The organism is Thalassotalea insulae (assembly GCF_030161395.1).
GTDB lineage: Bacteria > Pseudomonadota > Gammaproteobacteria > Enterobacterales > Alteromonadaceae > Thalassotalea_E > Thalassotalea_E insulae.
Genome location: NZ_BSST01000001.1, coordinates 2,240,940 through 2,267,579 on the forward strand (window position 1 = coordinate 2,240,940; position 26,640 = coordinate 2,267,579).

Below are 26,640 nucleotides of genomic sequence, written 5' to 3' on the forward strand. Positions count from 1 at the left end.
CACTGCCTATTTTGTTATTGCTGGTTGCTGTGCAACGTTCATCCCGTTGTAAAGATAATACATTATTGACATTGGCTTTAGTTGCTTTAGATGCTGGAGATGTGTTGTCATGCTGAGAATAAACTGGCGGCGAAGCGTTCAAGTGCGTCACTGGATATTATCACTCAGTTTATTATTGAAACCTTGCCCAATAAAGTGCCTGAGCTCACTGACATCGCTGAACATTTAGAAATAGGTGTTAGACAGTTGCAGCGTAAATTGCAAAAAGAAGACACTCATTTGACTCAGCTGTTAACGGACATTCGCCAAGCGCAGGCAATCTCTTATCTAACCCAAACTGATCACAAATTGCTGTATATTGCCGCTAAACTCGGTTATTCCGAGCAAAGTGCCTTTCAGCGAGCGTTTAAGCGTTGGACCGGGCACACGCCACAGTCCTATCGCTTACATCCTTATCCTTTAACATAAGTTATCGCTGGTTAAAAATTCATGGTAACGCTAACACCATACATCCTTGGCAGACCGCGGTTTGCTATTGGTGAGCCCACAGCCATTGCCTGACCGCCGATTGCCAGCAGATATTCTTTGTCAAACAGGTTTTCGACATAAAAACTGACACGATAGTTTTCATCGTTATCAATCACGCTGATATGGGCATTGGTGATGCCGTAAGCGTCAATGCGGTTATCGGCAGTTAAGCCTTTTACCGTGGCAGGATCATACGGCAAGACAGGAATCGATGGGCCGTCGATATCGGTTTGGCGCTCACTGGTATAAGTGTGATCAAGGTGAACGGCTAGGGTATGCTGCGACCAGTAGTGATAATAATCGGCGGCAAGATATATATTATGTTTTGGCATGCCGGAAATTGACTCGCCGACTTTTGACTCATTTAAGTCTTGCTCATTTTCCCAGGGAAATAATCCCCAATGGGTATATTCGGTATCGAGCAGGCCATAATTAACAGAAAGCAACAAGTTATCACTGGCTTGCCATTCTGCTTCAATTTCATAGCCCCGACCTTCTGCATCAACATTTCGTAAATTATAGGTAGGGATAGTGCCAGCCGGGCCATCTAATTCATGCTGCTGTAAATCAGTGTATTGGTAGCTAAATACCGAGAGGTTGAGTTTTAAGTCGCCGTCGAGCCAGAAAGACTTCATCCCGAGCTCACTATTTTTAACGGTTTCTTCAGCTACCGGTGGTGCCATGCCTAAGGTATTAAAGCCGCCGGATTTAAAGCCTTCGGCATAACTGGCATAGGTCATTAAGTCGTCTGTCCATTGATAATCGACGACGATACGTGGCGTTAGTTTACTCCAGTCATCTTTTTGTTCACTGTCGGTAGGGTTGGCAAAAGCGAATCCTACCGGAATGCCCGGGTAGTCAAGTAAGCCAATATTGATTTCGTTTTGATAAGCAGTATTAATGTTAAACGTTTTCTTATCAACGCTATAACGTAGGCCTAAGGTTAGATTGAACTGTTCATTAACGCTGTAGGTGGCATCGGCATAGGCGGCATAACTAGTGGTTTGGTTACGGTTACGAGTTAATTCGTTAAATGGCTTGCCATAGTTATTAAAGGCAATAACGCCATAAATTTGCTCCGGGGTGAATACCGTTTGACTGGCGATTTCATTAATTAGCTGAGGTGGCAGCAGCTGCATGAAAAAGCCTGCCATACCTAAACCTGGCATAACGTTAGGAATTTCTGCCGGATTCATGCCTGCACTGGTCAGGGCAAAGCCGTCAATTGACTGAAACAGAAAGTTAGCATAAGTATCTTGAGAGATATCTTCATCGAAATAAGTTGCGCCTAGTGTCCATTTCAGCTTATCGCTGTAACCGGTCAGGCGAAATTCCTGGCTTAATTGCTGCTGATCTTCATCTAAGATACTGTGGAAATAGGCGCGATCAAAAGCGCTGCCATCATCTTCCATTGAGTTATAGCGGGTAAATTCGCGATAGGCGCTAATCGAGGTAAACCGCATATTGGCAAAATCATAGTTAAGTTCTAATGAAGCGCCTTTCGCTTTGCGCTTTTCGTTATTATCTTCAACGTCGGTGGCAACACTGCCAAATGGATCGCCAGGGCCAAATGCCGGGTTTAATGTCGCTGCAGGTCTTGAGTCCTGATCGATATTCGATACATCAAAGCGCAAGTTGGCGGTTAAGTTAGGACTGGCCTGCCATAGCAAACTGCTGGTTAGCGACCAGTCATTGTTATCGCCAATGTCCTCCTGCTGATGAATAACATCGACATAGCCATCGCGGTGATTTTTAACCCCGCTGACTCGCCAGAATAAGTCGTCTGATAATGCTAGGTTATAGGTGGTGGCGGCTTTTAATTTTCCATAGTTGCCAGCCGTTAATTGTAATGAACCGGTATTTTCTTCTTCCGGTAACTTGGTAATGATATTGATGGCACCTGCGGCGGAATTACGGCCAAATAAGGTACCTTGCGGGCCTTTTAATACTTCCACTCGGGCAATATCGTTAAAATTAAGGTTAGAGGTACCACGTCGTCCAACATAAACGCCATCAATATAAACGGCGACTGCCGGATCTAAACCAATACCAAAATCATTGGTAGTAATACCGCGAATATTAAAAGTAGTTTGAGTGGCTGTGGCATTATTGGTTTCTAGTCCCGGGGTAAACAGCCCAAGATCATTGATATTTTCGGCGTTTAGTTTTTCCAAGCTATCATCTGAAAATGCGCTAATGGCAATGGGGACGTCTTGGATATTTTCAACTCTGTGTTGGGCACTAACTTGGATCACTTCAATGTCGGATTTTTTTACGTTGTCAGCGAGTTCATCGGCCTGAACCTGTAATGCGCTTAATATTGTAATAGTCAGCAGGCTCGGGCGCAGCCTAGCTGATAGAAATTGGTGCTTGTCCATAAAGATTCCCTGTTGGATAAAATATTATTGTTGTTATGGTGATATTTATTGTTTTAGTTTTCGGCTTCGTTTGCGAGCGACTGAGTTGGTGCTAATGAAAGTGTTTGTCGTTGCTGCTTGCGTTTTAAGATAAGTAAACCCATCAGACTTATTAAACAGTAGCAAAGCGTGACCACGCCTACAGTGCCTTGTATCTCTGCAGGCGAAAAATAGGCTACCGTTGACGAAACTAAAATAATGCGTAGCGTTTCAAATAAAAAACTCGCTGGTTTTTGTTCTTGTAATGTGCTGGTGGCAAAGAGACAGAACATTGCAATACCGCACAGTAGTACGTTAGTTAGCAGGCTAAAGTTACTAGCACTGAGTAATAAAAAAAATGATAACGCGATAGTGATAACGAACTGAAACAAGATATAAGCTTTGCTCATGTAACTAAGCTGGTTGTCATATTTGATTAATGATTTGGTAGTCACCCAAGGGCGAGGATGTGTATCGGTGACATCTTGTGGTCGCCATCCTGGTGGTCTGAACCAAAGTTGAAATTTATCGCGCCAATTTTGGGTATTTAAGGTATCAGTGAGCAGATCGCGATAGACTTTAAAATTTGCCCAAATTGGATTCCAGCTTTTTAACTGATGACTAACACCATAAACAATATTGATATTGTCTTTTTCTGCCTGGAACGAACCAAACAGCTTGTCCCAGAGGATAAATACCCCAGCGTAGTTTTTGTCGATATAATCGCGATTTAATGCATGATGCACTCTGTGGTGGCTCGGCGTCACCATAATGGCTTCAAACCAGGCTGGCATTTTGTCGATATGACGGGTATGGACCCAGAATTGGTAAATCAAATTTAGCGCGCCACAGCTAATAAGCAGCATAGGGCTGATACCGAAAAATGCCAGTGGTAATAATATCGCCCAGGCAAACAGTGCGGGCGTACTAGTTTGCCTCAGTGCAGTAGTTAAATTGTATTCTTCACTGGAATGATGCACGACGTGAGAGGCCCACATCACATTTATGCGATGGCTTAATCTATGCACCCAATAATATCCCAGGTCATAGGCGATAAAGGCAAATAGCCAGACTAATAGCGATGATTCAGGTAATTGCCATAGTGCATAGTTTTGATAAATCAGGGTATAGAGGGAAAAAGGAATCGCTGCTTTTAATAGGCCTATGATTCTACTTAAGGTGCCGAGCTGCAGTGAGTTTATTGCATCATTGAACTGGTAATAACCAGTGGCGCGGCGTTTATCGAACCATAGTTCAATAGCTATAGCGAGCAGAAAAAATGGAATCGCCGCGAGAATAAATCCCATAACACCTAACCTTTAATGTGACTTGAGCAAGCAAAAAATGGCTTACTTACCTTTGATAAAGATCAAAGATAGCGAAAGTGTTCAGGTAAAACATTGACCTTAGAGCGACATTGATTGACTGTGGAAACCGATTTGGGAAAGTGTCCTGAATTCATTTAGGGTGAATTCAGGATCCGTAAAAATTAAGTGAGCCGAAATTACGGTTGCTCTGCCCCTTCTATCATCACCACCCACGCCAAGCTAAATTGATCTGTCACTTGACCATATAGTGGTGACCAGAAGGTTGGTGCTAACTCGATATTAGCGACACGGATATAAGCTTCTGCTGCCGTTTTACTGGCGCATATGAAGGCCTGAACAAGTAATCGGTGTTAATTGTCTGCCAAACGAACGGCAATGCGTCTGGCACCAAAATCTCCCGGTGTTGGTGCAAATACTCCGGCAAGGGGATAACCACAGTGTTGGCAATGGCCGTGAGCATTTAAGTGATAATCGCCTAACTGATACCAGTCTCGCTCAATGACTTTGTGGTGACAGTTTGGGCAGTAAGTGCTGTCACTATCGCTGTGGTGAACATTGCCGCAGTAGACATAATGTAAACCATAGCTTAGGGCAATTTCTCTTGCTCTTAATAAGGTAGCGAGCGGGGTTTTTGCTTTATTCAGCATTTTAAAGTCCGGATGAAAGGCAGTGAAGTGTAATGGTACATCCGGTCCTAGGTTTTCAGCCAGCCATTGGCACATGCTGTGTAGTTCCTGATCGCTGTCGTTTTCGTCTGGGATCAACAGTGTAGTGATTTCCAGCCAGACCTGAGTGTGATGCTTGATATAAACAAGAGTTTCCAATACCGGTGCTAACTGGCCATGACATATTTTATGATAAAAACGCTCGCTAAAGCCTTTTAAATCGATATTGGCAGCATCCATGTGGTGGTAAAATAACTCTCTTGGCTGTTCACAAACATAACCGGCACTGACTGCGACACTAAAAATGCCGAGTTCATGGCCGGCTTGTGCGGTATCGATTGCATATTCCAGAAAAACTACCGGGTCGTTATAGGTAAACGCCAGACTCTGGCAGCCATATCGGGCCGCTGCTTTTGCTAATTGTTCTGGCATGGCGGTATCACAAAGGGTGTCTATTTCGCGTGATTTACTCATGTCCCAGTTTTGACAAAACTGGCAGCTTAAGTTGCATCCGGCAGTGCCAAAACTTAATACGCTAGAGCCAGGATAGAAGTGGTTGAGCGGTTTTTTTTCAATAGGATCAATGCAAAAACCAGAGGAACGACCATAGCTGGTCAGTACTATTTCACCGTCCTTATGCATACGAACAAAACAGGCGCCGCGTTTGTCGGCCCTGAGGGTACATTTGCGTGGGCAAACGTCACAGCACACTCTGCCATCGTCGATCTTGTGCCAATATTGAGTTGGAAAAATGTCCGGTGTTGTGCGTGTCATAAGGAGTTTTTCCCGAAATCGCCTACACTGGAAGTATAGTCATTAGTTGGGAATAAAAGATGAAATATCGTCAGCCTGCGGTGGCTGGGAAGTTTTATCCGCTATCGGCCGTTGAATTAAGGCATCAGTTAGCCAGTTTCTTTGCTGAGCATTCACCAGTTAATTTTATCCCTAAGGCACTAATAGTCCCGCATGCCGGATATTTCTATTCCGGAGCTATTGCAGCCAAAGCGTATCAGTTACTGGAGAATCATGAATGTGAATTTCGGCGCATAGCGCTATTGGGGCCTAGTCATCACATTGCCTTACATACATGCGCCGTGCCAGAAGATGATTTATTTATTACCCCCTTAGGTGAAATTACTATTGATAAAGCGGCGATAGAACAATTATTGGCGTTGGGGTTAGCGACTAGCTCAGACAGCGCTCACCATTGGGAACATTCGCTGGAAGTGCAGTTACCATTTTTACAGTATTGCCTTGATGATTTTACCTTGGTACCTCTAGTAGTGGGGCAATGCTCTCCACAGCAGGTGATGCAATTGATAGCCTACTTAAGGCGAGAGCAAAATACTTTGGTCGTAGTGAGTAGTGATTTGAGTCATTACCATCCGTATGCAGAAGCAAAAATTATTGATCAACAAACTTGTCAGCAGATTGAGCAATATCAGACGCCATTAATTGCCGAACAAGCTTGTGGCTGTCATGCGATTAATGGTTTATTAACTTATGCTGAGCGGGAAAACTGGCAGATTGATCCGGTAATCTATGCAAATTCCGGCGATGTGTTAGCTGCACATCAGGGCACTGAAGTTGACAATGAACAAGAGGTGGTTGGCTATGCCAGTTTCGTGCTCTATTGAGTTAGAGCCAGCGGCAGTTGAGACTCTAAAGGAGTTAGTGGTGAAAGTATTGCAAAATGCAGTGGTTGATCAGCACTTTATTTTGCCAGCCGCGCCGGTTAATCAAAGCTTGCAGCAGCCAGCAGCAAGCTTTGTTACCTTGTATTTAAATGAGCAATTACGAGGTTGTATTGGCTCATTAGAGGCCAGCAGACCATTGTGGCATGATGTCTGTCATAATGCTTATAGCAGCGCCTTTAATGATAGTCGTTTTCCCCCCCTACGCGCTGAAGAAGTCAATCAACTAAGCTTTGATATTGCTGTGTTATCTGCTCCAGAAAACATGGCAAATCAGGGGGAACAACAGCTGAGCAACGAGTTAGTGCCACAGCGTGATGGTTTGATCCTCGAACAAGGTGAGCATAAAGCTGTATTTTTGCCTTCTGTGTGGCAGAAATTATCAAATCCAAGAGATTTCATTAATGCTCTGAAACAAAAGGCTGGCTGGAGTATAGATTACTGGCAGCCAAATATTGAAATCTCTCGGTTCACCACTAAGGTGATTCATGGTGAAGTGCATTGCCAATAAGAAATCATTTAAGTTTTTGATTTTACTTGGTGATAATGCTTAATTAATTGATAAGTCGAACTATCATTATTTTCATCCACTTGCTGATTACGTAATTGATGTTCGATTTTATTTGCCAGCCCTTTACCAAGTTCTACTCCCCATTGATCAAACGAACAAATTTGCAAAATGATCCCTTGGACAAATATTTTGTGTTCGTAAATTGCAATTAAACTGCCTAAGGAATAAGGGCTAATTTGATTCATAAGCAAGGTGTTGGTTGGGCGATTACCTTGATGCACTTTATGGGGGGCGACTTTATCTATGTATTTTGAACAGCGTCCTTTCGCTTTCAAATCTGCCCGCACTTGCTGTTCATCAACTCCTTGCATTAGTGCTTGGGTTTGGGCGAAAAAGTTGGCCATTAAGGTTTCATGATGCCCTTGCACGGGTGTCACACTGGCTACCGAGCCAATAAAATCTGCCGGAACGATATTATTACTTTGATGCAAGTATTGATAAAACGCATGTTGCCCGTTGATCCCTAACGCTCCCCAAATGGAGGGCACGGTTGGATAGTTAATGGTTTCACCAGACCAGTTGACAGATTTTCCGTTACTTTCCATTTCTGCTTGCTGTAGGTATGCCGATAGCATATGTAACGACTGATCATAAGGTAAAATGGCTTGCGACTGAGCTTCTAGAAAAGTGCAATTCCAAATGCTTAGCAGGGCTAAAATAACCGGGACATTTTGAGTTAATGGTGTTTGGCGAAAATGACAGTCGATTTCATAAGCCCCTGCAAGTAGTTCTTCAAAGTGCTCAAAACCTAACTGAATTGCAATTGGTAAGCCGATGGCAGACCAAAGGGAAAATCGACCGCCGACCCAGTCCCAGATTTCGAAAATATTCTCTGCTGCAATGCCAAATTTGAGGGCATTTTCTTTATTGGCTGAAACGGCGATAAAATGTTTGGCAATGGCAGTTTGATCGAATGATGCTGCGGTTAACCACTTCATCGCAGTTTTCGCATTGAGTATGGTTTCCGTGGTGGTGAATGTTTTACTGGAGATTATAAACAGCACATTTTCCGGGTTTAACGGGCGTAATACTTCAGCGATTTGCGTGCCATCGACATTAGAAACATAGTGCAGATTTACGCTATCATCACTAAATCGCTTCAATGCTTCGGTGACCATTTGCGGGCCAAGATTTGAGCCTCCGACACCAATATTAACGACGTCTGTAATACGTTTGCCAGAAAAACCTAGCCATAAACCTCGACGAATATCTTCACTGATACTTTTTATTCTATCTAGTGTCTGTTTTATATCTTGTGAAATATTTTTACCATTAACAAAAATGGCAGACTGAGTTTTGTCTCTAAGTGCTGTATGTAATACCGCGCGATTCTCCGTGCTATTGATACGCTCACCTTTGAACATTCGTTCTCGCCATTGTTCGACCTGACATTCTTGCGCCAATTGTATCAGCAGCGAAATGCTTTTTTCTGTGATCAGGTTTTTGGAATAGTCCAACAGTATAGAGGGTAACTTTATGGAAAATTTGTCAAAGCGTTCACTGTCTTTAGCAAATAGCGCGTTCATATGCTGGTGTTTCATTTGCTGTGCGTGAGTGAGCAGTTGTTGCCAGCTGGCTAATGTTTCTCTCGGTTGCATATCAAACCTTAGTTAGGGAGTGCGTGTTATTTATAATTCAGTGATCAAGGGAAGGGCGGTAAACGCTCCTTTTCGCTGACAAGTCAGCGCGCCACATTGGCTGGCAAATTTTACTGCTGCAGTGACCAGTGCTTGCTTTTCAATTGTCTGGATCACACGAATGGCGTTACTGCCGGCATATTGGGTGAGATAAAAGAGTAAGCTGGCAATAAAGCTGTCACCTGCGGCGGTGGTATCTAGCGCCTTAATTTCAGGAACCTTTTGCTGGCCGGCAAAACTCGGGCTAATGAACTGAACGGCATTAGCGCCATCAGTAATAACAACCAGCTTTACGCCTTGAGCAAGCAACTGACTGGTGTATTGCTCAATATTTAGTTGTTGCAATTGTGCTAAATATTGCGCTTCGTCCTTGCTTAATTTGATGATGTCACTTTTTTCGATACAGGCGCTGACTCTGGCTGGTAGCAGGGTCAGATCGTCCCATAGTTGCTGGCGTAAATTAACATCAAAACTGATTAAGGCATTTTGGCTCTTAGCGGCTTTTATTGCGCAAAGGGTATTTTGATACATAGTTTCATCGGTCAGCGTATTTGAGCAAAAATGAAATACGCCAATATCGCGCCAGTTGATGTTAGCAATATCTGCTGATGTATATTGAGTGTCTGCAGTGTGGTGGCGATAAAAGTTAAATGAACGCTCGCCTGTTTGATCTAAACCGACCAACACAATAGCGCTAATGGCATCACTAATCTGACTCACAAACGAAGTGTTGACGCCATATTCAGTCAGCTGCTGCATCAGCATAGTGCCAAAATTATCGGTGCTAATACCGCCCGCAAAGTAGCTATTACCGCCGAGTTTAGCAAAGGCTACAGCCACATTGGCTGGCGCGCCTCCTGCTAAAGGGGTATAGCTTGTTGCTTCAATGTTGTCTGGCAGAAAATCTACTAAGGCTTCACCAAAACTGAGTAATGAAAACATAAATCTTTCTCCGTTGCCGCGTCTTGCCGTCCCTAGCACCGCAGCATACTGCTTATCCTGAACATAAAAAAAGCCCACGTTAATGGGCTTTTACGTAGTAATCGCCTAGAGCTTAGAAATCATACCTAAGGGTTAAGCTACTGGTTCTGCCATTAATGGTTCTGGCGCGAATAATGTTGTTGTCCGGAATCGAACCTTCTTCCGCTTCAGTAATACCGGTAGTGTCGAACAAGTTATTGATATTAACAGCAAGGCTTAAATTATCTGACAACATATAGGAAGCAAAGGCGTTCACTTGAGTGTAACCATCGAATTCCAGATCATTATTGTCTTGTGCATAAGCGTCTGTGGTACCGATTAAGCTTAAACCCACTGACCCTTGTTCAAAGTTGTAGCGCGTCATTAATGAGTAAACAAAATCTGCTTGTCGGCGTGGTGTGTTGCCTACGACATCTGGATTAATCGCATCTTTTGTTATTTCTGCGTCAGTCCAAGTTAAGTTACCTCGAATATCAAAGTTGCCAAGATAGTAGCTAGCTTCTAACTCAATACCATCTGCTTGATAAACGCGGTCGAAAAACTTTTGGCTGGTCGCTTCAAAGTTTTGCTCTTCTGTTTCAGCGCTAAAGGCCGTAGCAAATAGTGACAGGTTCTGCTGGCGATATTTAACACCTAATTCATATTGGTCGACTTCATCAATAGCATCTTGTGCGGCAACTGAGCCGTCAGCGTTAATCTTGCCAAATGCGAGGCGATCAGCGTTTGCTCGGCCACCATGGCTGACTCTGGCAAATAGCGCCAGATTGTCTTGCAGCATATAGTTAGCGCCAAATGAGTATGAGTTGTAACTCCAGTCATAGTTCACTGGTGAGGCATTGGCATTGTCGATTGAAGAGACGCTTTTTTCTGGTTGTGAAATGACGCCATCGCGATTGATATCTACTTCAGATTGAACGGCACCCGCATAGTAACCGGTTGCCGTGCCGCTATCATGGCGGACACTGAAATCTAACAGTAGATCATCAAGCTGAGAAGAAATAGCGATATATGGCGCTTCAATATCATATTCGATGTCATAATTACGCTGACAACAGTTACCCCAGGCTGGTACTCCATAAGCATATAAGCCGTTATCTGAGTAACTGGTGCCGTCAGCTGAGTTGACATTAAGTAGCGCTGCATTATCACCTTTCATTTCCATTAAGTAGGAATTCCATAGCCATGACATACTGACGTTTTGTAGTGCTTTGTAATAACCAAAGGTGATGCTGGTATCTTCTATGGTTTTAGTCAATTTTAGGTCATTAACGATGGAGCCAAAATCATTCATTTCAACATCAAAGGTATGAATACGCATGATGGTGTCACCGGAAAAACTCTCACCAGCAGCAGGGCCATTGGCATAGGTTAGGGTGGCATTATCGCCTGCTATACTATTGGCAATGGTTGCAGCATTGCCGACTTCAGCGGGAAAAGGAGAGAGAAAACTGCCTTTCACTGAAGATTTTCTGAATCGGTTTTCAATGGTCCAGTCATTAGCTAAATCAAATGATGCTTCAACACCAAACGCATCAACTTGCGGGTTCATGCCATCTCGCATATCGCCACGGCGTAATTGGCCGTCGGCACCTAAGGATATCGTTGATAAGAAGTAAGCTGAATGGGGAGTATCAGAATTTGAGTCAAATCCGGGTAATGAACTACCGTCTGATTTCATTGGCATAGGTAAATAACCGATGCTTTTGTCATCTAAATGTTTGAAGTAAAAACGTAAATAGCCGTTATTAAATTCTTTAGTCAGGTTCGCTTTAAGCTGACCACCCTCGTTGGCGGTATAACCGGCATCTCTTGCGCCATCACCTTGACGAACAAAACCACCAACATGGAAATACATAGAGTCATTCAGTTCACCACCGTATTCAAAATCGGTGCGTAAGCTATCATAATCCAGACCAAAGGTGGTGGCTATGCTGCCAGATTCTTCCATGCCGGTTTTACTAATGATATTGATAATACCGCCAGGTGCATTACTGGCAAGAGTTGACGCTGAACCACCGCGAATAGATTCAACGCTTTGCATGGTGTTATCTAGACGAAGGAAAATATCGGCGTTACCAAAGGCAATATCGCCAAATTGCATAATAGGAAGACCATCTTCCTGCAATTGTAAAAACTTAGCGCCACCAGCAGCAACCGGTAAACCACGTACCGCAATATTAGCATTACCTTCACCACCGGAAGATTCAGAACGTACCCCAGGAATGGCACGGAACGCCTCGGCTGTTGTTCTTGGGGTGGTGGTTTCTAATTGTTCAGCGGTAAAGCTGCTAACTGATACACTGGATGCCATCACTGTGGCACCTTTAACTACACCCGTTACCACAATACGCTCAAAATCTATGCCTTGGTTTTTTTCTTTACTTTCAGTGGCATCAGCTTCCGCTGCATTTAAATTGGCACTGATAGCGATAGCTAACGTACTCAAGATAAATTTTTTATAAGTAGAGACCTGTTTCATTTTCTTCCCCCAGTTTGTTCTATTGTATGTTGTTTTGTTAAATAAATCGTAATCGCTATGGTTATCTTTATAATTATCTTAATCGATTAAGATAATTATTTGATGAATTTTCTACTTTTTGCAAGTGTTTTTTTTATATCATCAGGATAATTGTTTTAAGTTTTTGATAAATAATATAATTTATCTTAGGTTGGATCTGCTATTAGATTGTAAATCGCCCCTAGGCTGAGTAGTGCAGCAAAAAAGGTAGCCAGATAAAACCCATAAGCAACGTGACCAAAAAAATCACTTATCATCCCCATTAGCAAAGGGGAAATGGCAGCCGAGGCCGCAGTAAAGAATAGAATGATCCCTGCGACCGCGCCATGCTTTGACTTATCAAAATGACTGATCCCTTTAGAATTTAATGTTGGGTAGATCATTGACATAAACAGCCCGGAAAGTGGTAATAACACTACGGCGGCATTGACACCGATAATTGCTGTTCCCAGATAACATAGAAAAACAGCGGATGAAAACCAAAATAGCACTTTTTGCCAGCTAATATGTTTTAACAGCCAAACGCCAAGAAAGCGTCCGCCTGCTCGAAGCACAAAGAAAATAGTTAGCGCATAAGTTGCTAGCCATACCATTGAGCCTTGGTAATCTGCCAGTAACGTAGGCATCCAGACATAAATGGCAACTTCTGTGGCAACATAGAGCGCAACGGCTAATGAAAAGCCAATGGCATAGGGGTCTTTCATCATTTTTAGCGAGTTACGTAAACTTATCTGTTCTGTCAGTTTATGTTTTGTTGATGGGTAGTGAGTTTTGCTGGCAATTACACAAAGCACTACACATAACACGCCGGCGCTAATATATAAATATTTCCACGATACGCCGGAAGTTAATAAGTAACTGACCACGGCAGGGCCGACGATGGCACCGACACCAAAAAACCCCTCAACTTTATTCATGGTTGCCGTATGGTCTTTAGTGTTAGCTGAAATGTCGCCAATGAGTGCTAACGCGCCGGTTTTAAACAAGCCGACAGCTAAACCTATTAATGCCAGTAGTACCAGAAAGTATAGAAATGAGCTCCCTGCAGCAAACAAAAAGCAGGCAATGGAAAATACCATCAAACCAATGATGATAGTGAGCTTGCGGCCCCATTTATCAGCTAAGTAACCGAGAAATAATCCACTAAGTGCGATAAAAATCATCGGAACATAATGAAAAGCACTCACTTGCGTTAAATTTAACTGATAGGTTTCGATAAGTTGTGGAATGATCACACCTACTGAATCTGATGTCATGGCAAAAACAAAAAACATCATATAGGTTAATAGCTTGATTCGAGCCACCGCTGCGTCTTCGATGGGCGATTGAGTTAATGTTAAGTGACTCGTCTGATTCATCATATTTCCCCTTGTCGCAAATATTGTCATCGCTGTTCATGCGATGAGGGTTGCTCACTTATTTAACTTTAGCTTGTTTGTTCGTACTGACCCTTACTAAAGAAAACAAAATTATTGCTTGATTAAATTTGTCTTGTATATAAAGATATATCTTAATCGATTAAGATGCAATTTAAAATTTATGGTAGTTTTATGAAAAACAATGTTCAGCTCATTACTTATGTTGATAGGTTAACAGGTTCAGATATTTCGGCGCTGAATACACTATTGCATAATCAGTTTTCAGATTTATTTTCTGGCGTGCACTTGTTGCCATTTTATTTTCCTATTGATGGCAGCGATGCTGGTTTTGACCCGATAGATCATACACAAGTCGATAGCCGTTTAGGGCAGTGGCAAGATGTTAAGCTATTGGGAGAAGCGCATGAGTTAATGGCTGATCTTATCGTTAATCATATGTCGGCGCAGTCACTTGAGTTTAAAGACGTACTAAAAAATGGCAAAAAGTCACCGTTTTGGGAGCTTTTCTTAACAAAAGGTAAAGTTTTTCCTAGTGGTTTAACTGAGCAGCAACAGCAACAAATTTATCGTCCTCGACCTGGTAGTTGTTTTACCGCTTTTGACCTACCTGATAATGAAAGTGCGGAGTTCTGGACGACGTTTACCAGTAATCAGATAGATATAGATGTTAACTCTATCGTCGGGCGTGAGTATTTGTCTCGCATCTTAACCATCTTTGCTCAAAACAATATCAAGATGATCCGTTTAGATGCGGCTGGTTATGCTATTAAGAAGGCTGGAACCAGTTGTTTTATGATCGATGAAACCTTTGACTTTATTGATGAGCTAACCAAATCTGCGAATAAATTAGGCATGGAAACTTTAGTCGAAATCCATTCGTATTATCAAACTCAAATTGAGATCGCTAAACGGGTTGATCAGGTTTATGATTTTGCGCTGCCGCCGTTAATTCTACACAGTATTTTTAGTAGCAACTTTAATGCACTGATTCAATGGTTAACTATTTCACCGAAAAATTGTATTACTGTATTAGATACTCATGATGGCATAGGTATCATTGATATTGGTCCAATGGACGGTAAGCCAGGATTATTGACTGAGCAGCAAATAGATCAGTTGGTGGAGACGATTCACATTAATAGTGGTGGAGAGAGTAAAATGGCCACTGGCACGGCGGCAAGCAATGTCGATTTATACCAAGTGAACTGCACCTATTATGATGCGCTTGGTCAAAGCGATTATGGTTATTTACTAGCCCGTGCGATTCAGTTTTTCTCGCCAGGCATTCCACAGGTTTACTATGGTGGTCTGCTCGCTGAAACTAATGACATGACCTTGCTAGAGCAAACCAATATTGGTAGAGACATCAATCGTCCTTATTTAAATGACGCGCAGTTAGCGCAGGCAATTGAGAAGCCATTTGTAAAAGCCATGATGGCGTTAATCAAACTTAGAAATAGCTGCAGTGCTTTTGATGGTGTCTTTAGTGTCTTAGGGCAAGGTGCAGAAATCACGTTGGCGTGGGAGAATGAAGAGAGCCAGGCAAGGTTAACGATTAACTTACTAGACAAGTACAGTGTTATTGAATTAACCGAACGTGGTGAATCTACCCTTATTGATCTGCAAGAGCTGTTAGCCTAGCGTTTTGATAGTAGGGACGTTTTGCACTTTTTATGAAATAATGCCAACAAAATTAACGCTACTATTAACCCAAGGTAACCATGACAGCTAAGAAAATATGGACGCTTAAAAGTATTGCTAAAGAATTAGGGGTATCAAACGCCACTGTATCTAATGCATTTAATCGTCCGGATCAGCTTTCTAAAAAGCGCAGAGAAGAAATTCTTGCATCATGCCGAAAACTTGGTTATTCAGGGCCAAATAAGGCAGCACAATCATTGAGAAAAGGGCAATTTAATATTGCTGCCCTAGTATTGCCTGATAGCGTTGAATATATGATCACAGACCCGGTCGCTAGTAGTTTTGTTAAAGGGGTTTCTTCAGTACTAGAAAAAAATAAGGTCAACTTACTGTTATTTTCTGGTGTTTCGGACAGTATCGACAGTGTTGCTGATTTTGTTGATGGCTTTATTTGTTATGGTAGCCCACGTAACTCTGCTTTAATTGAACAGCTTAAACTTACTGATAAAAAAGTAGTGACCGCAGATTTTGATATTGACCGTAAAGCCTCGGTTGGTATTGACAATCAACAAGCGGCTTATGAAATAGCAAAACTTGCAATAAAAACTAAAGATGACGATGTAGCGATATTAGGGCTTAGGATCATTGATTCTCAGCTTACCAGCAGAGTATATGATTTACCTGAGCTGGATTTACACGCCTCTATTTCTCATCAACGTCTACAAGGCTATCGGCGGGCGATAGCGGAGTTAGGGGTTAATTTTAGGGAAGACAGGCTATGGAATATTCCAGAAAGTAATCATCATTACGCGTTAATTGCGGCAAAAGAAGCATTATCTTCCAGCCCTAGACCAAACGTGCTCTTGTGTATGAGTGATACAATTGCATTAGCGGCGTTAAAAGAAATTAATGCTATGGGGCTGAAAATACCTCAAGATATTAGAGTGGTTGGTTTCGATGGCATTGAAGAAGCAACTCGCTCAACCCCACCGTTAACTACTATACACCAACACAGTGAAGTCAAAGGCAATAAAGCCGCAGAGCTTTTTATTAGCCGAGCCACTGACACTATTACCATTCCCTATTATATTGAGAGTGGAAAAAGCTGTTAATTAGCAGAGTAATAACTGGAAAATTTTTATCGTGGCTTCTGGATGAACACAACAGTTAGTGTCTGTTTACCGTTTATCATCATGTGAGAATAGATAGTGCCATATCTCGGCAAAGCTTGCTTTTATTAGCCAATAAGTAAGTGAATGGTGGCGATGCTTTGCGCAAATTTCGCGCTTTTTATGATCTTGCTGTTGATGAATTTCTTTTAACTGCTCTTTGGAAGCTAAGTCTTTTTCTTGCGCTAGTTTTTTGTTCATCGCCTTATTAGCGCATTTGGCATAAGCCTTCCTTGCTTTAGCATCAAGATTTGCCAAAATACTGCCCGTTCCTTTGACCACTTTTCCTTTCACTATTTCATGTGAATGCAACATGCTCATGATAAAGCCCATATAGTTACCAACTTACATTAACTAAGACCGTATAACTTAAAGATTAGTTTCAGATATAAACGTAATGGTGCAATGGCAAAGCATGCCAAAAGTAATTTTAAATGAAAGGTTTAAAGATCAAAAATGCATAATTTTTGATCTGCAAGCACATGTAAGAAAAATTTGAGAGAGTAAAAGAATGGGGTGGCTAATGGGACTTGAACCCACGACAACCGGAATCACAATCCGGGGCTCTACCAACTGAGCTATAGCCACCACAGAAGAAATATGGTGCCTTTCTAAGGCGCGAGGATTGTATTGTATTTCGCAGTTAGTTGACAAGGAAAAGTTTTATAAAATTTTAGGACTTGCGATTATTTACAGCCTGTATACAATAACAGTGATACTGTGCAAACTTACAGGAAGTGCCAAATGTCTGAATTACGTCCTCTCACTCCTCGCCAAGAGCAAATTTTTGAATTAATAAAAGAAAAAATTTCCGCTACTGGGATGCCGCCAACGCGTGCTGAAATTGCTGATTTTTTTGGCTTTAAATCGGCCAATGCGGCGGAAGAGCATTTAAAAGCGCTGGCGAAAAAAGGTTATATTGAAATGTTACCTGGTACGTCGCGAGGTATCCGTCTGGCCGAAGAATTGATTGAAGAAGCCGGTTTGCCGTTAATTGGCCGGGTTGCAGCAGGTGAACCTATTTTGGCACAGGAACATGTTGAAGACAGGTATCAGTTAGACGGCAATTTATTTCATCCTTCGGCGGATTATTTATTGCGCGTTAATGGTGAAAGTATGAAGGATATCGGTATTTTGGACGGTGATCTCTTGGCAGTGCATCAAACTACCGATGTCCAAAATGGTCAGGTCATTGTTGCCCGGGTTGAAGATGATGTCACTGTTAAACGTTTTAAACGCGAAGGCAATGTTGTTTATCTACATGCTGAAAATGAAGCCTTTGCTCCGATTAAAGTTGATCTCACTACTCAGCACTTTAATGTTGAAGGCCTCGCCGTAGGCGTTATTCGTAATGCCGACTGGATGTAATATGATTTCATAATTATCCCAGCAGACTTTCTTTCTCCATGAGAGAAAGTCTACAAATCACACTTCTGTTTAAAAATTAAGCTATTAACGATATATTTCTAAGAATAATTATCATTTCCTCGTAATATTATTGCTATTAGATTGTTTTTTGTTCAAAAAATATCCTTGCGGTTTCTTAATATCTAAGATTTTTTAGAGTAATTGCACAAAAAGTAAACATTCTCTCTATCCCCTATCAGACGTGCGATCTAATTGTTTAGAGTTGTAACTCTATTGTTATTGTTAGCTTTTTTCTTAAAATTGTAAAAAATTATAAATTGACCTAGATCAAGAATTAGGTAATTCTAGGATAGAAAATGAACAAATATAATAATAAGGCGAACTTTTCACTGTACAAAAATTCGTCAGGAAAATAACAATAAAACATACACCAAAAACTAAGACATAAGAGCTAAGCATTACTATGTAACTTCAGTTTTGGAACTTAGAAGGGTAGAGGAGATGTCGAGTGAGTAGACGTAACCTAGGTTGGCTACTGTTAGGGATGATTCTTCCTAATATAGCTTGGGCGGAAACGCAGTTGAATCTTACCAAAGGTGTCACGGAAATCAGTAACGAAGTGTATGGATTACACATGTTCGTGCTGTATATATGTACCGCCATTGGTGTTGTAGTATTTGGCGCTATGATTTGGTCGATGATTTTTCATCGCAAATCTAAAGGAGCAAAAGCGGCGTCTTTTCATGAAAGTACAAAAGTCGAGATAATCTGGACGGTTGTGCCCATTCTTATTTTAATCGCGATGGCAGCTCCTGCCACTAAAACACTGATTGCGATGGAAAATAATGATGATTCTGACCTGACTATTCAGATCACAGGCTCTCAATGGAAATGGCATTATAAGTATTTTGATCAAGGCATAGAATTCTACTCAGTTTTATCTACCCCTCGAGAACAATTTCAAAACCAGCAGGGAACTGGGCAAGATAAAGGCGAACACTATTTATTAGAAGTGGATAAGCACTTAGTGATCCCGGCGAATAAAAAAGTACGTTTCTTAATGACCTCAGATGATGTTATCCACTCTTGGTGGGTGCCAGCGTTTGCGGTTAAACAAGATGCGAACCCGGGCTTTATTAATGAAGCTTGGACCAAAGTGGATAAACCGGGTATTTATCGCGGCCAGTGTGCGGAGCTTTGCGGTAAAGATCATGGTTTTATGCCTATTGTGGTAGAAGTCAAATCAGAAGCTGATTTTGATAACTGGCTCAATGAGCAAAAACAATTAATCGCTGATGCGAAAGCAGCTGAGGCGGCATCACTGAATGCGTCAATGTCAATGGATGAGTTAATGCAATTAGGTGAAACTACTTATAATGCCTATTGCGCGGCATGTCACCAACCAACTGGATTAGGTTTACCACCAGCTTTCCCTGCACTTAAAGGCAGTCCTTTGGCTACATCGGGCAGTGTCGCAGATCACATTAACGTTGTCTTTAATGGCCGTGCCGGTACCGGTATGCAGGCTTATGGTAAACAATTAAGCTTAAAAGAAATTGCAGCAGTCGTTACTTATGAGCGTAATGCTTGGGGTAACAATACTGGAGATGCAGTACAAGCAGCAGATGTTCAGGCTGTAGCCGGTGGTAGCCCGACAGCAGCACCAGTTAAAGAGGCAGTTGAGAAAGTGGTTGAACAAGTTACTGAAGCTGTATCTGAAGCGGCAACTGCGGTCAGCGAAGATTTATCTAAGCAATATACGCTTGATGAAATGATGACAAAAGGTGAAAAAGTTTATAACACTATGTGTGTTGCTTGTCATCAACCGACAGGTGCAGGCTTACCACCAGCGTTCCCACCATTGAAAGGCAGCCCAATTGCGGCCGGTGATATAAATGTCCATATTGATATGGTCGTCAACGGCAGTAAGAAGAATCCAGCGATGGCTGCGTTTGGTGCTCAATTATCTAAAACTGACATTGCTGCGGTAATTACCTATGAGCGAAATGCTTGGGGTAATAATACTGGTGATGTTGTACAACCCGCAGACGTTGATGCTGCAAGTGCTAAGTAGGGAGGCAGAATAATGACTACAGAAGCTATTCACGACTCGCATGGGCACGACGAACATCATGACCATAAAATGACGGGTATCAAACGTTGGTTATATACCACTAATCATAAAGACATAGGTACTTTGTATTTATGGTTTGCGTTTATCATGTTGTTGACTGGCGGTGCGTTAGCGATGCTCATTCGCGCCGAGCTATTTCAGCCTGGATTGCAGTTAATGGAACCAGACTTTTTTAATCAGTTAACGACAACGCATGGCTTGATTATGGTGTTTGGTGCCATTATGCCAGCGTTTACCGGCTTTGCTAACTGGATGATCCCTATGATGATAGGGGCGCCCGATATGGCATTGCCAAGGATGAATAACTGGAGCTTTTGGATCTTGCCATTTGCTTTTTCAATATTGATTGCATCTTTTTTTATGGAATCTGGGGCACCTAACTTTGGCTGGACCTTCTACGCACCACTATCGACCACTTATTCAAATGGTAGTACCGCATTCTTCGTCTTTGCCGTGCATATTATGGGTATTTCTTCCATTATGGGGGCGATCAACGTTATCGTTACTATAATGAATATGCGGGCGCCAGGCATGACTTATATGAAAATGCCGTTATTTGTCTGGACATTTTTTATTACTGCTTATCTGTTAATTGCCGTTATGCCGGTACTGGCAGGTGCAGTGACTATGCTATTAACGGATACCTATTTCGGCACCAGCTTTTTTGATGCCGCAGGTGGTGGTGATCCGGTATTGTTCCAGCATATATTCTGGTTCTTCGGCCATCCTGAAGTCTATATTATGATTTTGCCGGCATTCGGTATCGTATCGACTATCATTCCAGCCTTCGCTCGTAAGAAACTATTTGGTTACAGCTCTATGGTGTATGCAACCGCATCAATAGCGTTTTTATCATTTATCGTTTGGGCACATCATATGTTCACAACCGGTATGCCGTTATTTGGTGAGCTGTTCTTTATGTATTGTACCATGTTGATTGCAGTACCTACTGGCGTGAAAGTGTTTAACTGGGTGGCAACCATGTGGCGTGGTGCATTGACTTTTGAAGTGCCTATGTTGTTTTCCATCGCTTTTGTGATTTTGTTTACCATCGGTGGCTTTTCTGGTTTGATGCTGGCAATGACACCGATTGATTTTCAGTATCATGATACCTACTTTGTCGTTGCACATTTCCATTATGTACTAGTTACCGGGTCATTGTTTTCTATCTTCGCCGGTACTTACTACTGGTTACCAAAGTGGACTGGCAATATGTATCACTCAGGGTTAGCTAAAACACATTTTTGGTGTTCATTAATCTCAGTGAATGTGCTGTTTTTCCCAATGCACTTTTTAGGCTTAGCAGGTATGCCACGTCGTATTCCTGATTATGCACTGCAGTTTGCTGATTTTAATAAGTGGGTCAGTATTGGTGGCTTTGCCTTTGGCTTATCTCAGCTAATTTTCTTAGCTGTAATTATTAAGTGTATTAAAGGCGGAGAAAAAGCGGAAGCTAAGCCTTGGGATGGTGCTGAAGGGTTAGAATGGACAGTACCAAGTCCTGCGCCGTATCACACTTTTGAAACACCACCTAAGATTGATTAATAGGTCGTTACTAATGAGCACTGAGCAACAACCAATGCAGCCTGAAAATAACAAAAAAGTCGCTAAAACAGTGAAAAAACTGATGTTAGTGGTGTTTGCTATGTTTGGCTTTGGTTTTGCTTTAGTACCATTGTATGACGTGTTTTGTGATATCACCGGGTTAAACGGTAAAACATCGAATTCGGCAGCTAATGTCAATGCTGATGGCATAGACGAAAGCCGAACCATTACTGTGCAATTTATCAGCCGAACCGCTAAGGGCATTCCTTGGCAGTTCGAGCCGATGGTAAACGAAGTAAAAGTGCATCCCGGTGAAATGAAATTAGTTAAGTTTTATGCGAAGAATGAATCGCTTAATGACATAGTGGGTCAGGCGGTTCCGTCAGTTTCACCAGGGCAGGCGGCGATTTATTTTCAAAAAATAGAGTGTTTTTGTTTCAATTCCCAACCTTTGAAATCACAAGAAGATGTTGAAATGGCGTTACAGTTTTATGTCGATACTGAACTGCCACAAGAGGTATCAACTATCACCTTGTCTTATACTTTGTATGACATCACAGGTTCGGTTGAATCATAGGCGTAGTGCTTAAAACACAGGGGAAAAGTTATGACAACAAAAAAATATGAAACATATTACGTACCCGCACAAAGCCATTGGCCTATTGTTGGGGCGGTTGCCTTGTTCTTAATAGCAACAGGGGCGGCAAACTATGTCACGGATCTGAAAAATGCGGAGTCCGGGCTTGGCGGCTATGTATTGCTTGCCGGTATTGCCTTAGTAATTTATATGCTGTTTGGCTGGTTTAACAATGTTATCAACGAGTCAATGTCTGGCAAATACAGTCATCAGATGGATAACTCGTTTCGTCAGGGAATGAGTTGGTTTATTTTTTCTGAAGTGATGTTTTTTGCTGCCTTTTTTGGTGCTTTGTTATATGCCAGAACTTTTGCGGTGCCTTGGTTAGGCGGTGATGGTAATAATGCCATGACCAATCAGGTTTTGTGGCCAGAATTTACTGCGCAATGGCCATTAATTAAAACCCCAGATGGCAGTGAAACAACCGGTATGGGGTGGTATGGCTTACCGTTAATCAATACTATTTTATTATTAACCTCGTCAGTTACGGCTCACTTTGCTCATGTCTCGTTAGAGCAGGAAAAAAGAGGCATGCTGAAATTCTGGCTTGGCTTAACCGTGGCGCTAGGTATAGTGTTCTTATATTGCCAAGGTCTGGAATATGCTCACGGTTATTCAGAAGAAATGAAGTTGTTCTTAACCAGTGGCATCTATGGTAATACCTTTTATATGTTGACCGGCTTTCACGGCATGCATGTTACTTTAGGTACCATTATGCTAATTGTGATGTTGATCCGGGTCTTTAAGGGACATTTTACCCCCGATAATCATTTTGCCTTTCAAGCCGCGAGTTGGTATTGGCACTTTGTTGATGTGGTTTGGGTGATGCTATTTGTCTTTGTTTATATTCTTTAACGGTAAATAACTCACAATAATATTCATAATTAAGTGCATATAACGTCAGTTAATATGCACTTTTTATTATAAAAAAGCTTAATATGGGCGTGGATTAGGGGTGATCACGCCGGTTAATATACCGAGCAGCAATAAGATAACTATGATGACAGAAGTCATCACTCGGCGGCCAATAAATTTTGACATGCTTGGTTTATTGGAGTCATTTCTATTCATTGATATCAGCGCTTTAAATAAGTTAAAGATCATGAATATTAGTAAGCCAACGATAATTATCTTGATAAGCACAAAACCCTCTCTTGTTAAACTAATTAGTATTTACGGAAAAGTATGCAGTTCATTAATGTTAAAGATTACTTTCGTCAACTAAATTGGTTTGTTGTTGCCATTACTTTGCTCGTCTTTTGTGGATTAATCAAGCTTGGCTTATGGCAATCTTCCCGAGCGCTGGAAAAAGAACAACGACTAGCGCGTATCGCACAATATCAAACCCAACAGGCGATTGAACTACAACAGTTACTGGCGTTGAGTAAATCTGAAAAACAGCTAAATGACTTACCGGTACGACTAACGGGGAATTTTGAACCAGACAAGGTTTTCTTACTTGATAATCAAACTAATCAGGGACGGTTAGGTTACCGAGTATTGCAAATATTGCATACCGATCAGGGCGCTGTATTAGTGAACTTAGGCTGGGTTGAAGGTTTTATTGATCGAAATCAATTGCCTTCGGTTACTCCGTTAGTTGGTTTGCATCAGGTTCGGGGGAATATTCGCATACCTGAACAAGGGGTTATCTTGGCTGAACAGGATTATTCTTCGGTACGTTGGCCGTTTAGAATACAGCAAATTGAATTGGTGAAAATTTCGCAACTAATTGCTGAAAAACTATTGCCCTTTGTTATTTACTTAGATACAAATGAGACTATCGGATATGAAAAAAATTGGCGTCCGATAGTGATGCCGCCTGAAAAGCATCGCGCTTATGCCTTTCAGTGGTTTTCACTGGCAACTGCCTGGTTAGTTTTAATTTTGAGTGCCAGTGTGTGGTTCTATAACAATAATAAAAATGAAGGAAGTATATGTCGTCGCAGTTAGCTAAATCTCGGAGAAATTTGTTGCTAGTGCTAGGGGTATTTATTATTCCTGTTATTCTGGCAAAGCTGGCACTTGATCAGCACTGGTTCAATTATGGTGTCACTAATCAAGGGCATTTAGCTGAACAGCAAATCACCTTGAAAGAGATGGGATTAGCGCATGAAAAATTTAATCAACAATGGTTGCTGCTCTATCGTATACCCGATAACTGTCAGCAATTTTGTCAACAACTCTCATTAGCCATCAATAACACCTATACCTTGTTAGGCAAAGAACTACCTCGTGTTACACCGGTTGCACTGCATCAAGTCGCGCCTAGTCATTTACCTAGCGAAAGCTTGCGTCATCATAAATGGTTAACTCTGGCATTAACAGACTTAGCTAAGCCGCACCTTGCCAGTGGCCAGTTAGTTATTGTTGATCCTATGGGGAACTTAGTGATGTCATATGATGTGCCTGAATCTGAACAACAGCTAAATCAATATAGCAAAGCGATTTTGGCAGATATGAAGAAGTTGCTGAAATATTCGAGGATTGGCTAATTATGCAGGATAAAAAGATACAAAATCTAAGAAAATTAGTGCTGGTTAGCATTTTGCTTGCGTTGGTAGTGGTGAGCTTAGGGGCTTATACCCGGTTAACTCACGCCGGGCTTGGTTGTCCGGACTGGCCAGGCTGTTATGGTTTACTTGATGTGCCAGAATCCCATGAGCAAATTACTAAAGCTGAACAGGCTTTTCCAGAGCGCCCGGTTGAACCCGAAAAGGCGTGGAATGAAATGATCCACCGCTATTTTGCCGGCACACTAGGTTTATTTATTTTAGCTATTGCGTTTATTTCTGTTGGTAATCGCCATCAGGGAACGCCGTTTTTCCTTCCGTTATTGATTTTATCTGTGGTGATATTTCAAGCGTTATTGGGGATGTGGACAGTGACTAAAATGTTAATGCCAATTGTGGTGTTGGGGCATTTACTCGGTGGCTTCACCACCTTATGTTTATTGTTTTTACTGTATTTACGTTTGACTCCATACCGGGTGCCCGGCGGCGATGTCTCGGTAAGAAAGTATGGTAAATTTGGCTTAATCGGTGTGGTAATTTTAGCCGCTCAAATAGCGCTTGGCGGCTGGACTTCATCAAATTATGCCGCGTTAGTCTGTGTTGAATTACCTATATGTCAGGCTGGTTGGGTTGAGCAATTAACATTTGAGGATTCGTTTGATCCGATCCCTCCGCACAGAGACAGTTATGAATTTGGTCACCTTGATCACGATGAACGGGTGACGGTGCATGTGATGCATCGCATCGGCGCTATTATCACCACCTTGTATTTATTATGGTTAGCGCTCATGGTATTTAGCCGTGCCCACAGCCAATTTTTTAAAAGCGCAGCGCTTGGGCTTATTATAGTGCTAAGCGGGCAGGTTGCGCTTGGTGTGAGTAATATCTGGTTTTCCTTACCGCTTGCAGTGGCTGTTGCCCATAATATCGGTGCTGCATGCTTAATGTTAATGTTAATCGCATTGACTTACAGTTTACGAAGAAAGGCTTAGGAGTGAGCAATATGAGTAGCAATATTTCCACCGCTCAAGCAAATACTGGCGCGATCAAGTCTACCAGCTGGCGTGATTATTATGAAATTACTAAACCTAGAGTGGTCGCCTTATTAGTACTGACTGCACTGGTAGGAATGTGTTTGTCAACGCCTGGAGTGATTGCTTGGCAAATATTGGTACCGTCAATACTTGGCATCGGTTTTTTGTCTTCAGCAGCTGCGGCGATCAATCACATAGTAGATGAGCGTATCGATAGTGTCATGGGGCGCACTCATAATCGTCCGGTTGCTACTGGGCGCTTAGACCCGAGAAATGCAGCATTATTCGCTATGTTATTAGCGGTTAGTGGTTTTGCTTTGTTATATAGCCTGGTTAATCCATTAACAGCCTGGTTAACTTTTTCCGGGTTGGTTGGTTATAGTTTTGTTTATACTATGTATTTAAAGCGAGCGACGCCTCAAAATATTACTATTGGTGGTTTAGCGGGCGCGATTCCTCCACTACTGGGCTGGACGGCAGTGACCAATGAAATCCATGCTAATGCATTGTTGTTAGTGTTACTGATTTTTACCTGGACGCCACCTCATTTTTGGGCGCTGGCTATCCATCGTAAAGATGATTATGCCAAAGTGAATATCCCGATGTTGCCAGTAACTCATGGTGTTAATTTTACTAAAACTCAGATCTTGTTATACACAGTATTATTGTTTGTTGTCGGCCTATTGCCTTACTTAGTGGGCATGAGTAACTGGCTTTACTTGGTTGGTGCGAGCGCACTCAATATTATGTTCTTTGTCTATGCCTGGAAGCTAAAATTTAATGCCACTGAAAAGACCGCAATGGATACTTTTAAATTTTCTATTGTGCACTTGATGGTATTGTTTATCGTATTGCTACTCGATCACTACTTATTACCACTGAACTAATACGGAATTTATTAC

At 41.9% G+C, this 26,640-nt stretch carries 23 protein-coding genes and 1 tRNA gene; 14 read left to right on the forward strand and 10 right to left on the reverse strand.

Going from position 1 to position 26,640, the window contains the following annotated elements:
- Positions 1-90: 90 nt before the first annotated feature.
- Positions 91-468: a helix-turn-helix transcriptional regulator gene (locus QQK06_RS10230; protein ID WP_284244562.1), complete on the forward strand. Its 378-nt coding sequence runs from the start codon at positions 91-93 to the stop codon at positions 466-468.
- 11 nt (positions 469-479) lie between these two features.
- Here the strand turns inward: QQK06_RS10230 and QQK06_RS10235 are convergent, their stop codons facing one another.
- The 3 genes from QQK06_RS10235 to amrS form a co-directional block, all read right to left on the reverse strand.
- Positions 480-2,906 carry a TonB-dependent receptor gene (locus QQK06_RS10235; RefSeq protein WP_284244563.1) on the reverse strand — a complete coding sequence of 809 codons (2,427 nt, stop codon included), beginning with the start codon at positions 2,904-2,906 and terminating at the stop codon, positions 480-482.
- 53 nt (positions 2,907-2,959) lie between these two features.
- Positions 2,960-4,231, reverse strand: a complete 1,272-nt coding sequence (locus QQK06_RS10240; RefSeq protein ID WP_284244564.1) for a sterol desaturase family protein — start codon at positions 4,229-4,231, stop codon at positions 2,960-2,962.
- A 371-nt stretch (positions 4,232-4,602) separates the two neighbouring features.
- Entirely contained in the window at positions 4,603-5,691 is a 1,089-nt protein-coding gene (gene amrS, locus QQK06_RS10245; RefSeq protein ID WP_284244565.1) for an AmmeMemoRadiSam system radical SAM enzyme, read from the reverse strand.
- A 59-nt stretch (positions 5,692-5,750) separates the two neighbouring features.
- On the opposite strand from amrS, the gene amrB reads away from it, so the two are divergent.
- Together amrB and amrA are read left to right on the forward strand one after the other, a co-directional pair.
- Positions 5,751-6,554, forward strand: coding sequence for an AmmeMemoRadiSam system protein B (gene amrB / locus QQK06_RS10250; protein WP_284244566.1), 804 nt, complete (start codon positions 5,751-5,753; stop codon positions 6,552-6,554).
- Positions 6,532-7,122 carry an AmmeMemoRadiSam system protein A gene (gene amrA / locus QQK06_RS10255; RefSeq protein ID WP_284244567.1) on the forward strand — a complete coding sequence of 197 codons (591 nt, stop codon included), beginning with the start codon at positions 6,532-6,534 and terminating at the stop codon, positions 7,120-7,122. Before amrB ends, amrA begins: the two co-directional genes overlap by 23 nt.
- Positions 7,123-7,130: 8 nt before the next feature.
- Here amrA and pgi read toward each other — a convergent pair whose 3' ends face one another.
- The 4 genes from pgi to QQK06_RS10275 form a co-directional block, all read right to left on the reverse strand.
- Complete coding sequence (pgi, locus tag QQK06_RS10260) at positions 7,131-8,780, reverse strand: glucose-6-phosphate isomerase (RefSeq protein WP_284244568.1); 1,650 nt, start codon at positions 8,778-8,780, stop codon at positions 7,131-7,133.
- Positions 8,781-8,810: 30 nt separating this feature from the next.
- A complete protein-coding gene (locus QQK06_RS10265; RefSeq protein WP_284244569.1) occupies positions 8,811-9,761 on the reverse strand; it encodes a carbohydrate kinase family protein in 951 nt (316 codons plus the stop codon).
- A 112-nt stretch (positions 9,762-9,873) separates the two neighbouring features.
- The gene (locus tag QQK06_RS10270) at positions 9,874-12,279 is read right to left on the reverse strand and encodes a TonB-dependent receptor domain-containing protein (RefSeq protein WP_284244570.1); all 2,406 of its coding nucleotides are present in this window, start codon (positions 12,277-12,279) and stop codon (positions 9,874-9,876) included.
- A gap of 185 nt (positions 12,280-12,464) precedes the next feature.
- The gene (locus QQK06_RS10275) at positions 12,465-13,676 is read right to left on the reverse strand and encodes an MFS transporter (protein ID WP_284246606.1); all 1,212 of its coding nucleotides are present in this window, start codon (positions 13,674-13,676) and stop codon (positions 12,465-12,467) included.
- 192 nt (positions 13,677-13,868) lie between these two features.
- Here QQK06_RS10275 and gtfA point away from each other — a divergent pair, with 192 nt between their 5' ends.
- Both gtfA and QQK06_RS10285 read left to right on the forward strand, forming a co-directional pair.
- Positions 13,869-15,338, forward strand: a complete 1,470-nt coding sequence (gene gtfA, locus QQK06_RS10280) for a sucrose phosphorylase (RefSeq protein ID WP_284244571.1) — start codon at positions 13,869-13,871, stop codon at positions 15,336-15,338.
- Positions 15,339-15,418: 80 nt separating this feature from the next.
- On the forward strand, positions 15,419-16,450 hold the full coding sequence (locus tag QQK06_RS10285) for a LacI family DNA-binding transcriptional regulator (protein ID WP_284244572.1): 1,032 nt from the start codon (positions 15,419-15,421) through the stop codon (positions 16,448-16,450).
- A gap of 66 nt (positions 16,451-16,516) precedes the next feature.
- Here QQK06_RS10285 and QQK06_RS10290 read toward each other — a convergent pair whose 3' ends face one another.
- The gene (locus QQK06_RS10290) at positions 16,517-16,828 is read right to left on the reverse strand and encodes a hypothetical protein (protein WP_284244573.1); all 312 of its coding nucleotides are present in this window, start codon (positions 16,826-16,828) and stop codon (positions 16,517-16,519) included.
- A gap of 191 nt (positions 16,829-17,019) precedes the next feature.
- Positions 17,020-17,095, reverse strand: a tRNA-His gene (locus QQK06_RS10295).
- A 156-nt stretch (positions 17,096-17,251) separates the two neighbouring features.
- Between QQK06_RS10295 and lexA the strand changes: the two genes are divergently transcribed.
- From lexA to QQK06_RS10320, 5 genes are all read left to right on the forward strand, one after another.
- Positions 17,252-17,875 carry a transcriptional repressor LexA gene (gene lexA, locus QQK06_RS10300; RefSeq protein ID WP_284244574.1) on the forward strand — a complete coding sequence of 208 codons (624 nt, stop codon included), beginning with the start codon at positions 17,252-17,254 and terminating at the stop codon, positions 17,873-17,875.
- A 544-nt stretch (positions 17,876-18,419) separates the two neighbouring features.
- Entirely contained in the window at positions 18,420-19,949 is a 1,530-nt protein-coding gene (coxB, locus tag QQK06_RS10305; RefSeq protein ID WP_284246607.1) for a cytochrome c oxidase subunit II, read from the forward strand.
- Positions 19,950-19,961: 12 nt separating this feature from the next.
- Positions 19,962-21,554: a cytochrome c oxidase subunit I gene (ctaD, locus tag QQK06_RS10310; protein WP_284244575.1), complete on the forward strand. Its 1,593-nt coding sequence runs from the start codon at positions 19,962-19,964 to the stop codon at positions 21,552-21,554.
- Between the two features lie 13 nt (positions 21,555-21,567).
- Entirely contained in the window at positions 21,568-22,131 is a 564-nt protein-coding gene (locus tag QQK06_RS10315) for a cytochrome c oxidase assembly protein (RefSeq protein ID WP_284244576.1), read from the forward strand.
- A 30-nt stretch (positions 22,132-22,161) separates the two neighbouring features.
- Positions 22,162-23,046, forward strand: a complete 885-nt coding sequence (locus QQK06_RS10320) for a cytochrome c oxidase subunit 3 (RefSeq protein WP_284244577.1) — start codon at positions 22,162-22,164, stop codon at positions 23,044-23,046.
- A 78-nt stretch (positions 23,047-23,124) separates the two neighbouring features.
- On the opposite strand, the gene QQK06_RS10325 is transcribed toward QQK06_RS10320, so the two are convergent.
- Positions 23,125-23,334, reverse strand: a complete 210-nt coding sequence (locus tag QQK06_RS10325; RefSeq protein ID WP_284244578.1) for a DUF2909 domain-containing protein — start codon at positions 23,332-23,334, stop codon at positions 23,125-23,127.
- A 42-nt stretch (positions 23,335-23,376) separates the two neighbouring features.
- On the opposite strand from QQK06_RS10325, the gene QQK06_RS10330 reads away from it, so the two are divergent.
- Genes QQK06_RS10330 through cyoE form a run of 4 tightly spaced genes read left to right on the forward strand, consistent with a single transcriptional unit; the run spans position 23,377 to position 26,625 of the window.
- Positions 23,377-24,144 (forward strand): SURF1 family protein, encoded by a 768-nt coding sequence (locus tag QQK06_RS10330; protein WP_284244579.1) that lies wholly within the window; start codon positions 23,377-23,379, stop codon positions 24,142-24,144.
- Complete coding sequence (locus tag QQK06_RS10335) at positions 24,129-24,686, forward strand: hypothetical protein (RefSeq protein ID WP_284244580.1); 558 nt, start codon at positions 24,129-24,131, stop codon at positions 24,684-24,686. Before QQK06_RS10330 ends, QQK06_RS10335 begins: the two co-directional genes overlap by 16 nt.
- A 2-nt stretch (positions 24,687-24,688) precedes the next feature.
- Positions 24,689-25,696 carry a COX15/CtaA family protein gene (locus QQK06_RS10340; protein ID WP_284244581.1) on the forward strand — a complete coding sequence of 336 codons (1,008 nt, stop codon included), beginning with the start codon at positions 24,689-24,691 and terminating at the stop codon, positions 25,694-25,696.
- 11 nt (positions 25,697-25,707) lie between these two features.
- On the forward strand, positions 25,708-26,625 hold the full coding sequence (gene cyoE, locus QQK06_RS10345) for a heme o synthase (RefSeq protein ID WP_284244582.1): 918 nt from the start codon (positions 25,708-25,710) through the stop codon (positions 26,623-26,625).
- Positions 26,626-26,640 lie beyond the last annotated feature (15 nt).